A 15,679-nucleotide genomic window follows, 5' to 3' on the forward strand; every position below is an offset into this window, starting at 1 on the left:
TCAAAAATAATTCTTAAAAGATATAAATAGAAAACTTATTGAGAGAAACTACGATGAATTGACGAAAGTTAAAAATCTTAGAAGCTTAAATGAAGACGTAGATAGTATGACAGATGTTGAAAAGGAAAAGCTTATTTTTGTTATGATGGATTTAGATCATTTTAAAAGAATTAATGATCACTATGGACACATTACAGGAAATCGTGCTTTAATATTCTTTTCAAAAAAAATAACAACTTTTCTTAGTGAAGCACACCAAGATCAAGTAGAGGTTTATAGATATGGAGGCGAAGAATTTTTAGTTATTTTCAAAGACAGTACATTAAAGTCTGTTCAAAAGACTATATTAAGATTTCAGGCATTCTTATTAAAAAATAAGTTGAATATTGGAGGGGAAAGAAAGATTACGCTTTATTTTTCTGCTGGCATTTCTAAGTATGATTCTTCTTTAGATGTATATGAACTCATCAATCAGGCTGATCAAGCGCTGTATGCTGCAAAAAAAAGGAGGTAGAAACACAGTTGTTGTTTATTCTTGATTTATTATGCAATTAAACATGATTTTGGCTTGATCAAGATCTCTTGGACGGTTAATTTAAAATAGTATTGTTTAACAAGGGTATTTTACTTGCTATATATAAATAATTGTTCTAAAATTTTCTAGTGTGTCTCATTAAAAGAGTAGCGGAGAAAGCAGATTGGGGAAGTCTTCTTTTTATATGTTGCTTTTATATTTATAGGTGAGTAAATCTACTGTAATGATAATATATTTATCGTTTTTCAGAAGGTTTCATCAAAGGACGCAAAGAGAAAGTTCTATTTTTCTCTTTGCGTCCTTTTCTAAACTATTTATTGGAAAGTAAAGATCTACTAAACTGAAACCAATCATTGATATAACAAATCAGCACATAACTTAATATTTCTCATGCTATTGGAGGGCTTATGGAAGAAAATAAATACATCGAGATTGTTAAAGTGTTCTCAAAACTTGGGTTCTTTGCTTTTGGTGGACCAGCTGCTCATATCGCTATGATGGAAGAAGAAGTCGTGGATAAAAGGCAATGGATGTCTAAGGAAGAGTTTCTAGATTTATTAGGATTTACTAACTTGATTCCTGGTCCAAACTCTACAGAGATGGCAATTATATTAGGTCATCGGCGTGCTGGAAAATGGGGATTATTTTTAGCAGGTATTTCATTTATTTTACCAGCAATGGTCATTGTAATGATTATAGGGCACTTTTATAAATTATATGGAGACCTTCCTAGAGTTCAAACAATTATGGAGTATATAAAGCCTGTCATTGTAGCAATTATTGTAGCAGCTCTAATAAAGCTTTTTAAAACAGCTATAAAAGATATGTCTACATTTATTGTTTTTTGCCTGTCTCTGCTTTTGGTTGTTTTTGGTGCTTCGGAACTCACTGTGTTAATAGTTGCCGCAATACTCTTACTATTAATAAAAAAAGATTGGAATTTTAAAAATTATGTCATAGAGCCATTTAGTCTCTCAATTTTATTTTTAACTTTCCTGAAAATAGGTTTACTTTTATATGGTAGTGGCTATGTATTACTTGCGTTTATCCAATCAGAATTTGTTGATAAGTTACAAGTATTGACCCAAGTTCAAATGATAGATGCCATATCTGTAGGCGAATTTACTCCTGGGCCTGTATTTACTACAGCAACTTTTATTGGATATTTACTTTTCGATATCCCAGGTGCTTTGGTAGCTACAGTAGGGATTTTTTTACCATCGTTTCTACTGGTTCTTATATTAGCACCACTATTTTCCAAGCTTAAACAATCCAATACATTTTCCAAAATGTTAATTGGTATAAATGCGGCAGCATTAGCATTGATGGCTAATGTTACCATCCAATTAGGACAAAATATATTTGTTGAATGGTATTTCATTTTAATTTTTTTTATTAGTCTATTAGGTATTCTTAAATACAAAATTAACTCTGCATTCTTCATCTTAGGGGGAATTCTATTAGGTCTATTTTTATGATTTAGATTAGATGATCTATTGATAAGAGTTTTGCATAAGAATGTTAGGGTATTTATGTATAAAAACAATAAATTTTTTTTAGGTAAGGGGTAACATACTATTGTAAAGATATCTGATGTTGAATTGAAATTTATTTGATTATGTAATATGTATTTTTAAATAGCAGAAGTGGTTAGTTAATCTCTCTTTTCGCTGAGTTTTTTATTAAGGGAAGGACGTGATTTTCCTGAAAGTTGAGAAAGAAGAATTTAAACGAGTTATTAATGACGCGTCTCACTTAGAATATAATTATATTCATCGGGATTTAGAAAAGATTACTGATCCTAACTTGAAGGACGAAGAAGTAGAGTATTTGATTTTAAATCAAATACATCACAGACTTTTAAAAAATTCACACAGATCGTTATTTGGAAATAAAATAATAATAAAAAGTATTGATGAAAAAGATTACAAGTTATTAAGATATTATGTGGAAGCATTATCGGAAAACCACTATAGAACAAAATAGTATTCCTTAAAGACTTAGGTTTCGAAAAGTTAATTATTACTTATGTGAATGGTTTTTAAATAAATGATTGCTTGGTAAAAAATGATTATGAATTCTACAATATTGATTTTAACGGATCAGAAATTATAGGGCTTTATTAACATAAAAAAAGCAATTTTTAATCTGTGATGATTGGCTTGCTAGTTTGTGATATTTTTTTAGTTAAAAGTTACTTGCATTTGCTATGTCTAACTGTAGGTAATACCATTTTGGAGGGATGATATGGAAGAAAGTGAGAGTTTTGAACAGCACTGGCTATTGTCATCTAGTATCCAACGTGTAAAATATCTGAAACTTCTTTCCGCCTATCCAAAAACTACTTGGACGGAGGAGGAAAAGAAGGTATTTCTCTGGTTGTGTCAGATGGATATCGATACACTTGAAACAATGGAGATCATTTTTAGCAAATTAGCGCACAAAAAATGAATAAGACAGCTACTCATTCTTACAAGTAGCTGCCTTTAATATGAAAAGAGCTTGGCCATTAGAGAGTTTCACTCCTTATGCTAGTTTTTCTAATTCATGTACTGCATTTTCGATTGTAGTACCGGTTGCCACTTTGGTTTCATCGTTTTTAGAAAAAACAATAAACAAGTTTAAGTTAGTGTCCAAAGTAACACGATAATCAATTGTTTTGTTAGTGAATGTCATAATACATTCTCCTCTCTCAAATAGTGACGAAAGGTAACGATAACGTTCATAGCGAAATTCTATATAGATAGTATAGCACATAAAAAATAAAACAGTGTATAGTGAGTGATAAGTTTATAAAAAAATAATATTTTTATGTAAAGTTGCAACTAAAGAGTTTGTGTGGTATACTACTTGTAGTGATAAACTTTGAAACGTATTAAGAGTGCTATACAGAAATTTATACTCTCCTTTTGCTTATCAAACAATTATTGCAACAAAACGCATTCGTAATGATGCACAAGGAGGAAATAGTATGAATAAAGGTACAGTAAAGTGGTTTAATGCAGACAAAGGTTTTGGTTTTATAACCGGAGAGAATGGTCAAGATGTCTTTGCTCATTTTTCTGCGATTCAAGCAGATGGATTCAAGTCTCTCGATGAAGGGCAAGCAGTCACTTTTGATACTGAAGAAGGTCAACGTGGTATGCAAGCCGTTAATATCTACAAAGCTTAAACGATTTTTTCAACCGTCTCAAATGCTTGAGACGGTTTTTTAAATACTCAAAAAGGGGAGATTATTATGGGTTTTGGACAATGGAAACCAATGCAACCATCCATCGAAGGAGTGGCTTTTAAAAAAAATCAACAAGTCACATTTAGATTTAGGAAAAAACAAGTCATTGGAACAATTGTAAAGTTGTTAAATAATTCAGCAGTCGTCACCTTATCAATCGCCAAGGTGACAGATACTTCTGAAAAAACAGTGATCAATTATAAAAAATTAATGGCGATTTGAATCAAGTCTCATTTATTAGCGAAGCTACCTATGTAACGATCTTAAACTTTGGATAGCTGAACGTGGAAGCTCTTATTTTTAAGGGCTTTTTTAGCTGTGCTGCAAGAACAGATGCAATAGAAGATGTTTATCCTATTTTTATGACAAAATTACTGAGTCTTTTTTCTGTTCTATATAAAAGGGGCAGTATAATATATTCTGTCGGTATTTTGGTTTGTTGGGGGACAAAATGTATTATGTAAAATCAAATCTAGAATACTATGACGTGAATTATACAGAGTATTCAGAAAATTTCTGACTTCTAAGCACTCTTTTTAAATACCACAATTGGCGTGTATCAATTTAAATCTGTATCAATAAACGTGTAAATAAGTTCTTGTTCATTTATAAATTAGGGTTATAAGTATTAGAACAAATATTGGCTGGTGTCAGAAACTTAAAAGTTTTTGACCCCTTTATTTTTTCTTGATATACTTGACTTTGACAGGTGTCAAAAACTTATGTCCAGAAAGTGTGAGAGAAAAAATGGCAATTTATGGGTATTCAAGAGTCAGTACCAGCAATCAAGATTACAAAACTCAAATTTTGAAATTAGAAGATGCTGGTGCTAAAAAAATCTTTAGTGAAAAATATACGGGTACAAAAAAAGAAGGTAGAAAAGAATTAGAAGAACTACTTTCCATAGTAGAAAAAGGTGATCTCGTGTTAGTAACAAAGATTGATCGCTTAGCAAGAAGTATCGTTGATTTAAATTCTATTATCTCTACTTTAAACGAATCAGGCGTGACAGTTACTTTTTTAGATAATGCCTTGACGTTTGAACCTAATAAAAAAGATTCTATGCAAACTTTAATGATGAACATGCTTGGTAGCTTTGCGCAATTTGAGCGAGATTTAATTGTTACACGAACTCAAGAAGGCAAGCAGTGGCAGCGTGCAAATAAAAAAGACTATAAGGAAGGACGTCCAAAAAGAATTTTGAATGATCGATACAAACATGCTATAGAATTAATGAAGAATCATAGCATGAAAGAAGTTGTAAGAAAAACTAATATTTCACTATCTACATTAAAAAGAATAAAAAGACAAGCCAAGGAAGAAGGACTCCTTTAATGGTAAAGAAATTGATTAAGATTGGGAAAATCATGAAATTAAAAAAAGGTTTATATGGTTTTTTATATACTTTATTCTCTATTTTTTTTGTACTTGCTATTATACATGTGTACAAACTGTTCACAATAAATGATTCAAGTACGAGTAGTAGTGCCGATGGTCTTCTCGGCTTTTGGGGAGGTTTTCTTGGTGCAATTCTTAGTGGTATCATAGCTCTGGCCATTGTAAGAATACAGATACGAGAAGAAAGACAAAACCGAAAAGAAGAAAATAATGATAGTACTTTTTATTATCTATATTCGATGTTAGAAAATAGAAAATTGGATCTTATGAAAACGGCAGCCTTTCAGGGGTTGAAAGAAGAAATATATAATCAATTAATTTATCAACTTCAGAATACAGCTGTAGAAATAGCTCGAAAACCAGAAAACATAAAATTAGTTAATGAATTTAGTACAGATTTGATTGAAATATTAGAAGAGAAAATGGAAAGAATCATTAACGACTTAGATTCCAAGGAAATTCAAGATCAATTTAGATACTACAAGGATGCTCTTGTGTTTGATAATACCGAATGGGATTTTAAGTATATGGATAGCTTTGAAAAATTCCAGAGAGAAAAAAACTATATTGATAAAATTAAAAAAGCTAAAGAATATGCCGAAAATAAAACTACAATTGATTTTTACTCAGTAAAAGATGTTATCGAATGCTATGGTTATCTGGAAAGCGCCAGTAACGCTTTCAATGAAAACAATCCCGAATATAGTAAATTTTACGGATCTCTTTTAGATATTAAATTAAATAAAATCAGCATTCTTGATGAACAAAAAAGAAAATCAGCAGTGGAAGCAGCATTTAAGAAGAAGTTCAATTCTGTAGGCCAATACTATAAAATAGTAACAACTATCATTCAATTTCTAGAGACTAGCAATTTGAAAAAAGAAAAATTCCACTTCTTTGTTAATACTTTAAGGGCGGATATGTTTTTGATAGAAGAAATTTTACTTTATTACTATATTGAATATACTTCTAACGGATCATGTTGCAAGAAAATTTTGCAAGGGTCGGGCATTTTTGATGACTTGAAGATGATTAATTACGAAGAAAATCCAAGTAGTATCAAGTTTTACTTTTCAAAAGATATGGAGAAAATTGTAGCATATAATGAACCGAGTAAGGGATAAAGGTGAAAAAAATGATTTATGATGTTGAATTAAGGACTTTCGATACAGTTGCGGACTATTACAACAATACTTTTGTTCAAAGTAATTTAAAAGTCACCAGGGATGATCTCATTAGATACGCGATCACAGTAGGAGAGTTCTCAAATTTTACCCTAAGTTCTGAAGGGAATGCTTTTTACAAGAGTTTAGTAGATATGGCTTTTGTCAGTTCAGGTAATAAATTTAATATCGGCAACTCATATAAAAATGCTGAAAGTACTGTAAAAACAAGTATCGGATTTATAATAGGTATGATATCAGCAAAATGTGTAGCAGAAAAAGTATTTGATGTTAAATATTTATTCCACCTAAAAGATCCACAGATTGATTATTTAACAGACGGTTATCTACCTGATTTTTTTGGACTTGATCAAAATGGAGTTCCTTATATCGTGGAGGCAAAAGCTACTTATAAGGATAAAGTGACTAATCAAAGAGTAGAAAAAGCTAAAAAACAAACAGAGAGCGTCATAGAAATTGAATTAGAAGACGATAGTGGCATAAGAATATTTAACAATTTCGAAAGACATATTGTAACATCCTCATTTAAAAACAACGAATATGTTGTAAGTGATATAGATCCAAATGAAAACAATGGTAAAAAGAAAGTATATATAAATGAAAATTTAGCTTTCTTTAATTATTACAAAAACATTTATAACTATTTATTGAGTAAATCTAATACTTATGAAAATAATAGAGTTAAGTTTAATCACCTTGAATTTAAAGTAGTGAATACTGAGATAGGAAAGTTTGGTCTCGAAACAAGTATATATTCAGTTCTTAAAGAATACGATAATGTCTTTTCAAAATGTAGGTCTTATGAAAATAGATGGTTATTTGATAAAGAGGAACTATTATTTTTAAAAGAAAATAGAATTCAAAATCAATATGATGTTAATGGAAAAAAAATTAAGGTTTATAAAAGAAGTAATGTTGATAGTGCGTTGATTGAAAAAAAGCTTAAATCGATTTCTGGATTATCATCTAAAATTAAAAAACTTGAAAATGTTAAAAAATTTAAAGAAGTAATAAAATACCACGAGGAAATTTCACTTGGATATGACGGAATTCTCTATTTCGGAGATTAGTAAATTTCAATTTAAATTTGTGGATCTATATTTGAAATTGGAGGTTCTTAGATGGACGAATGGGGAATCTTTGTTAAGCGCTGGCAGCTGGCTTCAACTGACCAATAGACTAGATACAATAACCTATTGGGTTCGTACCCTACTATCGAATGGACTTACAAGGAAAAGATATACTTTCTATGGTTATGTCAGCTTGATATCGATACATTTGAAAGCTTTGAAATAATAATAAATAAAATCAAGCAACGCAATAGAAAAAGAGCGAATCTATAAAGGATAAGCTCTTTTTTTAATTTTTTACTCCGTTATGATGAACTAACTACTAGTTATTAGTGATATAATATAATTGTATTTAAATATCTATCTGTTAAAAGGAGATCCTTATGAAGGATAAATTTAAGGTATTTTATGAAAATGAGATTTTGGATTTTGATAATCTAGATAGGAGTGTAGTAATAGTTCTGGATGCCAACGTTTTATTGCACTTTTTCAGATATTCCAAAAAAAGCCAAGATAAGCTTTTTTTAGCTCTTGAAAAAGTGAGATCTAATCTTTTTATTCCTTATCAGGCAGCATTGGAATATCACTACGAAAGACAAAATGTATCTAGATCAAATAAGAAAAAAATTGAAAAAATGATTTCCGAATCCGAAATAGTTAAAAATAACTTTCAAGATGAAGTTATTAAACAGATTGAAGAATACGGAGGGACTATTCGTAGTACAGATGAAAAAACCATAAGAGAAGAAGTTGTATCTGAATTTGAGAATGCAACAAATCAATTTTGGAAGAGTTTTAAAGAAATAAGCTTAAAAAAATTAATGGAACTAATTCCAGACAATTCTAGAACTGCGTATCAAATTGCAGATTTACTTGACAATAAGGTGGGAGAACCATTTTCTTCAGAAGAAATCCAAAGTATATCTGAAGAAGGCGAAAAAAGATATGCATTAGAACTCCCTCCTGGTTATAAAGACTCCAAGAAAAAAAATAAAATGAGAATTTTTGGAGAATACACTTATGACATGCAATATGGAGATTTAATTCTTTGGAAAGAAATTATTAAATATTGTGAAAAAAACACATTCATACGCACTGTGATTTTTATTAGTGATGATGAAAAAAATGATTGGATTTTTAAAGCAAAAGGTGAAAAGGTAGGCGTACGGGTTGAACTCAAACAAGAATTAAATGAATTAGTAGATGCTAGACTAGAAGTATTTTCTCCTAAAAAGTTCCTTGACTTAATCACAAAAGAGGAAGGTATAATAAAAGAATCTTCACGAGTATCCTCCAACTCTAAATCTAGAACCATATTTTTTAGAAAAACCAAAAGAAGAATTAGGCGTTTACATGCACTCCGTAGAGAAATTGATGAATTAAGGGATGAAAGAAATTTGACAGAAAAATCTAAGGAATATGATAGTAAGATTGCGTCAGAAATTATGTCACTTAACGAAATATTCAAGGATGATTATTTTGAATTCGCAAAATTTGCAAGTAATTTAATATCAACATATGATAACTCAAACGATGAATTAGTTAATTTGCTTTCTCATCAATATAACATGATTGAGCAGGATTTTTTAGATTATGACAGTCTTCTTTATTTAGATGATTTACATTATAACATTAGAAAAGTAACTTCTATTATCAATTCATGTAAAAAATTTGCTGACTTCTTCCAATAGTAAAAATATTTTAAATAACTAAAAGAAGTCACAAATAAAAAAGCCAAAATTATATATAGGTTTGGCTTTTTTATTTGCTTCAAGAAATTGTATTTAAATTGGCTCTTGTAGTGGGTTAAATAATATTCCCATTAAAAACAGGTGCTCACATAGGTATTCTAAGCCATTTTTAAAGATAAACGATGGACAATGATGTTCAATCTTCATCTGCAAAGTCCTGATAATACTCATTTTTGATTAACTTGATCTCTTCTTCTATAGTACTCTCTTTTTTCTTTTGCTTGTTGTGAGAAGATTTTCCGTCCTGAAAATAGTCAACTTTGAACCATTTTTCCTCTTTTTTTATAGATACGTGTCGAACGTCTGTCCAATATATCGCTTGTTCATTCAATACAAAATAGTCTTCATATGCTTCACCTAGAAATTGTCCTTCGACAGGATCCAAAAATCGCCCAAATTCGTCTTTAGTGTTTAACTGCAGCGTTATAGGTTTATGATAAAGGAAAGACTCTGAAAGTATTGTGTCGATCTCCTCACGATTCATTAACTCTAAACCAACAACTTCTTTCGTAGCCCAGGCTTCATTTTCTAAAACGCCTTTCATCAAATATACCGATAGGTAAGCCTTTGAAGTTATCTCTAGCTTTTCCCCCGGTCCACACCGTACGTGCAACTTTCATTGCATACGGCGTTCCAACTTATTCTTAACTCAGTGAATAGCAGTCAAATTACAGTGTTGTCGGTACTGATTTAGCTTCTCCAACTGTTTTCCATCTAATTGAAGAATAGTTAAATACTCTTTAATCGTCTTTTCTTTTGTTGCATGAATTAGAAGATGTACCCATTCGTGAATGATAATCAAGTTATCAAAAGAATCAGATCCACCTAGTTCTTTTGGGATGATATGGTGGCAGTGTGCAAATTCCGATTTTAAAAATTCTTTGGTAATCGCACATTTCCCATGTTGCATTGAATACTTAGAAATGCGATTGTCAGAAAATTCTAGGTTTCCTTTTATGTTTTCTGACAAACACATTTTCCTTATTTCTGAAGAAATATCAGGTTTTAATCGCTTGAATTTATACGAACGACCTTCTTCAGTATAGTCATTGATTTTAGGATTATAGAATTCTAACTTTTTCCACTTCACATCTTGCAATGGATAGAGGTAAATTCCTTTAACTTTAAAAGTACGTTGTGTTGTACTATAGAAATGCTTATATCCTATAGGTGGGCTTCTGGGTACTTCATACCTGGCAATATTCTTTAGACGATTATAAAAGGTTGGTAAACATGAGGAATATAGGTCTCCGAAATCAAGACTGACTCTGGTAGCCTTTTGGTAGTAATTATGGATTCCCCGGATATAAAGATTATAATGAGTGATATTCTTTATTGTTGGGGATTCCCTAATCTTTTTGATTTTCTTCCTAATTTCTTGTTTTATTTTGACTTTAGCCTTATTAGATACTCTAGAAATCGTTATAAACTCGTTTTTCTTTTGTTTTTCGACCTTAAGTTCGAATCCAAGAAACTCTGAGTAATTTCTTCTAAGATTTGTGATTTTGGATTTTTCAGTAGATATTTCGAGTCCTAATTGATTTTCGATAAATCCTTTAGTAGCGTGGAGTAGTTTATTTGCTTCCTGATATGATTTTGTAAATAGCTTGAAATCATCTGCGTAGCGTATAATGTGTACTTCTTTTAAGTTTGTTTTCTTAAGAGCTCGGTACTTATCATAATCATTTTGATAGTTATGCCTGCTTGGAAAGGTCTCCCATTGGTTGGCAATCCACCAATCTAGATCATTTAGAACGATATTCGAAAGGATAGGGGATAAGATTCCTCCTTGAGGAACCCCAGATTTAGGAACTCCTTCTCCACGAATTGGTGCCTTTATCATTTTAGAAAGAATAGCTAGAACCCTTTTGTCTTTAATACCAATATTATATGCTTGTTTAATCAGTTTTCCATGATGAACATTATCGAAAAACCCCTTTATATCTACGTCCACAACATAGTGACATTTAGAAGTGTAGGCCATTCTTTTACATCTTGATAGAGCATGTTCTGCAGAACGGTTTGGCCGAAATCCATAGGAATGCTTGAAGAATCGCGCCTCACATATAGGTTCTAAGACTTGTTTAAACATTTGTTGAATTAGTCTATCTCGCATAGTAGGGATGCCTAGAGGACGTTTTTCTCCGTTTGGTTTTGGGATTAATATCCGTCTAACTGGTTGTGGAACGTAGTTTTCTAAAGTTTTTTGTATTTCTTCAATGAAAGTATCTTGAGATTTTATCTTGAAATCTTTGATTGTTAGGTTATCTGTTCCAGCTGTTTTTGATCCAGTGTTAGATTTTATTATCCTATATGCCAAAAGAATATTTTGCTTGGAAGTAATTATTTCATACAGGTTAATTCCTTTAGTACACTGATTTAAACTTCTTTCATATAACCAGTCAAAGCTTTCTTGCATATTGTAATACTCGTTGTATCGCAATTCTGTACTCATTGATGGATTGTTTCTCCTAATTGATTATTAGTCCCATCATCTTACTCGACCTGATGAGTTTCATTTGACTGTATTCACTTTTCAAAGAACAAGTCTTGGGACTATCCCTCCACGTTGATTAGACGCTTCATTGGTACTGTGTCCCTACTCTCACGAGAATTAAGGAATTTCGATTTTAATATCTTATATCCAACACTCCGATTGCAGTCGTTATTAAGTGTTTCTCGCTTTCCACGTTCCGATTATTTTAGCTTTACATCTATCCTTAGGTGCTTACTATAAGCCTGAACATTTATAAGGTCTTTGTTCCTTATCCCGAATTTCATATGGACGACTTTTACTTTTCGGTAATGTTCGTTGCATATTGCAACCCGATTATCTTTCAATAACGTCGCTATCTAGACCCGTACATTCGCAAGTTCGTCAGTTTCTATTGAAACATTCTCACCATAGATAGTTTATAGCGTCCCGGCATATCCGCAACCATATCAATATGAATTGACTTAGGTATTGTTCTGCCGACTTCACCTGGCTATCAAACGATTAAACTCTGCATTGTTTAATCGCATGCAGGAGTATCAGACCAGCTGTTTCAGCCAACATGACGGCTTTCATTCCAACTGTCAAATAATCAGTTATTGCTATCTTATTTTAGATAGCATTCCTATTTCGTGCTAAAGCACTTGTAAGGAAACGTGTCACACCATCCATGGCGTAGGCTGTTGCCCATTTCAGCCCGAATGGCCGGTCTCTGTATTGATTATAGTCCGTAAAAGTTTTCTTAGTACGTTTTACCATGACCTTCAGCACCTTCAAGTCCAGACATACCGCCTGCATGCCCTCCGACAAGGCTGCTGCGAGCGATCGCACGTCCACCTTCCATTATGCTATTTGCATGAACGATCGACTTAAACCCGAATTTTTTGCGTATAGTATCTACCACATAATCTATTTTTAAGTCTTTCACTTGTTCGTCCGGATCCTCAAAAAGATCAAGTTGTAAAGCATTAGAATAAACGAGCTTTGAACAGTTTACTCCCACATTTCGAATGTCCTGGTATTTGTAATGACGATCAAATATCTGCAATAAGTAGTTTGCTATTTGTTTGCTGCTATTGGTTGCTGCAACCTTCATTTGCTGGTGAAACCCTCGACTTCCTGATCGATCGACATAGCCCATTGAAAAACCGATCCACAAAGATATGACTTCAGCTTTCGCTCCTGTAAGGCGTAGCCTAGTTGCTACTTGATCGGCCATTTCTTTGATTACAATTTCTATTTCTTTTCGACGTGTATAGTCTCGATTTAAGACCTGACTGTTCCCTATCGACTTAGATTTTACTTTGTATTTCTGACCTGAGAATGATCGATCGATGCCCCAGCTGTGTGCATATAGTTGAGTACCTAAGACACCAAAATTTTGCTTCAGTTGATAGTAATTTGCATGTGCCAGATCATGCATAGTAAATATGCCCATTCGGTTCAGTCTGATTGCCGTCCGACGTCCTATCCCCCAAACGTCTGTAATGTTTTCTACAGACCAAAGCTTTTGCTGAACGTCTTCATAGCGCCATTCTGCTTTCATATCTGCATTTTTTTGCTTTCGAGGTCTAGTGCGAACTTGGCCAAGAGCGGATTGTCACCTATCCCGATCGTTGTGAAGATTCCAGTTTGTCGATAAACGTCTGTTTGAATCATTCTCGCCAGCTCTCTTGCGTCCTTTGCACCGAACAGTTTTAATGAGTCTGTGACGTCCACAAAGCTCTCATCGATGCTGTATACTGCATGATTTTGTTCGTCAGCGTATTTCTTGTAAATATTGTTAATCTCCATATTCTTTCTCATATACAGTGCCATTCTCGGTGGTGCGATCACGAGGTCTTCCGGATACGGAAAAGGAAGATCCCGTGATCGACTGACATTAGAAATTCCATAGGCTTTTTTTGCGGCCGGACTCGATGCCAGAATCAACCCACTTCCTCGCTGAGAAGGATCGTCTGAAGGATAGGACATGACAACTAATTTTGTCTTTAAAGGACTTAGCCCTCTTTCTACACATTCTACGGATGCATAAAATGATTTACAGTCGATACAAAGAATATCCCTTGAAGGTTCTTTCGTGTAATCAAACTTTGGATTTACGCCAAAATGCATAACCATGCTAAATCCCCTTTTCAAAAAAAGATACGTTTTATATACACATCAGAACATACGTTCGTTTTATTAGTCAAGGAAATTAAATGATTAAAAACAGGATCATAAATTATTTGCTAATCAATTATAGTATATCTTATACATAAAATAATAAAGTATAAGATATACATTTGTTTTAGTATAACTTATACCATAAACGTTATTCTAGAATTTTATCAGAATGATTTTTTACGTCAGCTAGAACATTAATTCAAGGTATTTATAGTATATATCTGCTAATAAATGAAATATAGCAAATATATTAAATATATTTAGTATATCTTATACATAAAATAATAAAGTATAAGATATACGTTTGTTTTAGTATAACTTATACCATAAACGTTATTCTGGAATTTTATCAGAATGATTTTTTACGTCAGCCAGAACATTAATTCAAGGTATTTGTTGTATGGATCTGCTATTAAATGAAATATAGCAGATATATTAAATATTTTCAGTATAACTTATACTTTTTAGCAATATATAAAGTATAAAATAAATATTGATTAAAATAAATATATAAGTTATACTTTAAATAAAGATAAAAGAAAGTAGGTAAAAATATGACAGCAACTACTTATACAGTCGGGAACTTTAAAGGTGGAGTAGGAAAAACCAAGATAGTTACAATGCTAGCTTTTGATAATGCTGTAGTAAATAAGAAAAAAACACTGGTAATAGATATTGATCCGCAAGCCAACGCTTCACAAATATTAGCAAGAACTGTTGACTTAGATCATATTGATAAAACAATAGTAGATGGGATCAACGAAGAAGACCTTTCAATTTGTATAACGCCGATTATGGAAAATCTAGATTTAATTGCATGTGATACAAGTTTTAGATCGTTTTCTAACTATGTTCTTGCTAACTTTGAAGATGAGAAAGAACAAATCATGGTTTTAGAAAAATTATTGGAACCTATCAAAGAAAATTATGAGACTATTTTTATTGATGTGCCTCCAACTATTAGTGCATATTCAGATAATGCTATGGCGGCCTCTGATTACAGTATAATAGCTTTTCAAACACAAGAGGAATCGTTGGATGGAATTGGAAAATATGTTGGGTACCAAAAATTTATGATTAACAACTACGATATTGACCTTGAAGTGATTTCTATAATTGCATGCATGCTTGAACCAGACGATGATTTAGATAAAAGTGTATTGAGCGAGGCTATAGATTTATATGGATCCGCTGTGTCTAAGAATATTGTTAATTTCCAAAAACGACTAAAACGTTATTCAAGAGAAGGAATATCTTTGAAAAAGTATCGAAACGGAAATTATGATCAATGGGACTATAGGGCACATGAACCGTTTATAAAAATACTAGCCGAACTTGAATCACGCAGAAAGATATTTGAAGAATAGCTAGGAGGGAAAGAATATGAGTGAAAGGAAAGAATTTAATGTTGATACCAAAGTTGATACAGAATATGCTGGTCTCTTACAACCAGGAATAAAAAAGAAAAAATCTGTATCAATTAGAGGAGAAAACGAATTTGGACACTCTTCTTTGATGAATAAGAAACCAAAGGCGACTACTTCAGCAGCAAGTAAAAAACGAGGACGTCCTATAGAAATTACAGATGAAAGATTTAAAGTTACAAAGCCAAAAAAAATATCTCCTGCTTTGGAGTCAAAATTAAACGTACTACAAGACTATGTTGAGGAACTTCAATCAGTTCAGGGTAGGATTACCTTTGAAAAACTTATTGACACTTTATCGGAAGCGTATATTACGCAAAAATTAGGTGTGGCGAAAGAGGAACATTTGAGAGAAGAAATAAAAGATGCATTTGATAAGCTTTAATTTTTTCAAGTCATTCAACAATAAAAGTATAAGTTATTAT

Annotated in this window: 14 protein-coding genes and 2 pseudogenes; 12 read left to right on the top strand and 4 right to left on the bottom strand. The window is 32.0% G+C overall.

All coding sequences use genetic code 11. The features are described 5' to 3' along the window. Positions 1-58: 58 nt before the first annotated feature. The 3 genes from IGI73_RS16690 (at position 59) to IGI73_RS16700 (ending at position 2,986) form a co-directional block, all read left to right on the top strand. Positions 59-514 carry a GGDEF domain-containing protein gene (locus IGI73_RS16690; protein WP_225001478.1) on the top strand — a complete coding sequence of 152 codons (456 nt, stop codon included), beginning with the start codon at positions 59-61 and terminating at the stop codon, positions 512-514. A 428-nt stretch (positions 515-942) separates the two neighbouring features. Continuing rightward, positions 943-2,013, top strand: a complete 1,071-nt coding sequence (locus tag IGI73_RS16695) for a chromate transporter (protein WP_005225247.1) — start codon at positions 943-945, stop codon at positions 2,011-2,013. A gap of 769 nt (positions 2,014-2,782) precedes the next feature. Then, complete coding sequence (locus IGI73_RS16700) at positions 2,783-2,986, top strand: hypothetical protein (protein ID WP_005225249.1); 204 nt, start codon at positions 2,783-2,785, stop codon at positions 2,984-2,986. 75 nt (positions 2,987-3,061) lie between these two features. On the opposite strand, the gene IGI73_RS16705 is transcribed toward IGI73_RS16700, so the two are convergent. Then, positions 3,062-3,211: a hypothetical protein gene (locus IGI73_RS16705; protein WP_005237684.1), complete on the bottom strand. Its 150-nt coding sequence runs from the start codon at positions 3,209-3,211 to the stop codon at positions 3,062-3,064. Between the two features lie 295 nt (positions 3,212-3,506). Between IGI73_RS16705 and IGI73_RS16710 the strand changes: the two genes are divergently transcribed. The 7 genes and pseudogenes from IGI73_RS16710 to IGI73_RS16740 all read left to right on the top strand — a co-directional run bounded on the left by IGI73_RS16710 (position 3,507) and on the right by IGI73_RS16740 (position 9,110). Next, complete coding sequence (locus IGI73_RS16710; RefSeq protein ID WP_005225251.1) at positions 3,507-3,707, top strand: cold-shock protein; 201 nt, start codon at positions 3,507-3,509, stop codon at positions 3,705-3,707. A 66-nt stretch (positions 3,708-3,773) separates the two neighbouring features. Then, positions 3,774-3,989: a hypothetical protein gene (locus IGI73_RS16715; protein ID WP_005225252.1), complete on the top strand. Its 216-nt coding sequence runs from the start codon at positions 3,774-3,776 to the stop codon at positions 3,987-3,989. Between the two features lie 525 nt (positions 3,990-4,514). After that, entirely contained in the window at positions 4,515-5,102 is a 588-nt protein-coding gene (locus IGI73_RS16720; protein WP_438759320.1) for a recombinase family protein, read from the top strand. Next, entirely contained in the window at positions 5,102-6,289 is a 1,188-nt protein-coding gene (locus IGI73_RS16725) for a putative phage abortive infection protein (RefSeq protein ID WP_438759321.1), read from the top strand. The genes IGI73_RS16720 and IGI73_RS16725 overlap by 1 nt, the downstream gene beginning before the upstream one ends. 2 nt (positions 6,290-6,291) lie before the next feature. Next, positions 6,292-7,419 carry a hypothetical protein gene (locus tag IGI73_RS16730; RefSeq protein WP_438759322.1) on the top strand — a complete coding sequence of 376 codons (1,128 nt, stop codon included), beginning with the start codon at positions 6,292-6,294 and terminating at the stop codon, positions 7,417-7,419. Between the two features lie 51 nt (positions 7,420-7,470). Further along, a pseudogene (locus IGI73_RS16735) lies at positions 7,471-7,692 on the top strand (hypothetical protein). Positions 7,693-7,802: 110 nt separating this feature from the next. Further along, entirely contained in the window at positions 7,803-9,110 is a 1,308-nt protein-coding gene (locus tag IGI73_RS16740; RefSeq protein WP_438759323.1) for a PIN-like domain-containing protein, read from the top strand. Positions 9,111-9,306: 196 nt separating this feature from the next. On the opposite strand, the gene IGI73_RS16745 is transcribed toward IGI73_RS16740, so the two are convergent. From IGI73_RS16745 to IGI73_RS16755, 3 genes and pseudogenes are all read right to left on the bottom strand, one after another. Further along, a complete protein-coding gene (locus tag IGI73_RS16745; RefSeq protein WP_438759324.1) occupies positions 9,307-9,714 on the bottom strand; it encodes a hypothetical protein in 408 nt (135 codons plus the stop codon). Positions 9,715-9,819: 105 nt separating this feature from the next. Further along, positions 9,820-11,625 carry a group II intron reverse transcriptase/maturase gene (gene ltrA / locus IGI73_RS16750; protein ID WP_271814958.1) on the bottom strand — a complete coding sequence of 602 codons (1,806 nt, stop codon included), beginning with the start codon at positions 11,623-11,625 and terminating at the stop codon, positions 9,820-9,822. 781 nt (positions 11,626-12,406) lie between these two features. Continuing rightward, positions 12,407-13,785, bottom strand: a pseudogene (locus IGI73_RS16755) (Y-family DNA polymerase). A 599-nt stretch (positions 13,786-14,384) separates the two neighbouring features. On the opposite strand from IGI73_RS16755, the gene IGI73_RS16760 reads away from it, so the two are divergent. Both IGI73_RS16760 and IGI73_RS16765 read left to right on the top strand, forming a co-directional pair. Next, positions 14,385-15,197 carry a ParA family protein gene (locus IGI73_RS16760; RefSeq protein WP_002337541.1) on the top strand — a complete coding sequence of 271 codons (813 nt, stop codon included), beginning with the start codon at positions 14,385-14,387 and terminating at the stop codon, positions 15,195-15,197. Between the two features lie 16 nt (positions 15,198-15,213). Continuing rightward, complete coding sequence (locus IGI73_RS16765; RefSeq protein WP_002337540.1) at positions 15,214-15,639, top strand: hypothetical protein; 426 nt, start codon at positions 15,214-15,216, stop codon at positions 15,637-15,639. Positions 15,640-15,679: the final 40 nt, after the last annotated feature.

The organism is Enterococcus sp. DIV0755f (assembly GCF_051713725.1).
Classification (GTDB): Bacteria; Bacillota; Bacilli; order Lactobacillales; family Enterococcaceae; genus Enterococcus_D; species Enterococcus_D casseliflavus.

Excerpts from the sequence above, each read along its gene's own strand:
- IGI73_RS16765 (WP_002337540.1), top strand. The coding sequence starts at position 15,214 with ATGAGTGAAAGGAAAGAATTTAATGTTGATACCAAAGTTGATACAGAA.
- IGI73_RS16745 (WP_438759324.1), bottom strand. The coding sequence starts at position 9,714 with ATGAAAGGCGTTTTAGAAAATGAAGCCTGGGCTACGAAAGAAGTTGTT.
- ltrA (WP_271814958.1), bottom strand. The coding sequence starts at position 11,625 with ATGAGTACAGAATTGCGATACAACGAGTATTACAATATGCAAGAAAGC.
- IGI73_RS16725 (WP_438759321.1), top strand. The coding sequence starts at position 5,102 with ATGGTAAAGAAATTGATTAAGATTGGGAAAATCATGAAATTAAAAAAA.
- IGI73_RS16715 (WP_005225252.1), top strand. The coding sequence starts at position 3,774 with ATGGGTTTTGGACAATGGAAACCAATGCAACCATCCATCGAAGGAGTG.
- IGI73_RS16760 (WP_002337541.1), top strand. The coding sequence starts at position 14,385 with ATGACAGCAACTACTTATACAGTCGGGAACTTTAAAGGTGGAGTAGGA.
- IGI73_RS16720 (WP_438759320.1), top strand. The coding sequence starts at position 4,515 with ATGGCAATTTATGGGTATTCAAGAGTCAGTACCAGCAATCAAGATTAC.
- IGI73_RS16740 (WP_438759323.1), top strand. The coding sequence starts at position 7,803 with ATGAAGGATAAATTTAAGGTATTTTATGAAAATGAGATTTTGGATTTT.
- IGI73_RS16705 (WP_005237684.1), bottom strand. The coding sequence starts at position 3,211 with ATGACATTCACTAACAAAACAATTGATTATCGTGTTACTTTGGACACT.
- IGI73_RS16700 (WP_005225249.1), top strand. The coding sequence starts at position 2,783 with ATGGAAGAAAGTGAGAGTTTTGAACAGCACTGGCTATTGTCATCTAGT.
- IGI73_RS16710 (WP_005225251.1), top strand. The coding sequence starts at position 3,507 with ATGAATAAAGGTACAGTAAAGTGGTTTAATGCAGACAAAGGTTTTGGT.
- IGI73_RS16695 (WP_005225247.1), top strand. The coding sequence starts at position 943 with ATGGAAGAAAATAAATACATCGAGATTGTTAAAGTGTTCTCAAAACTT.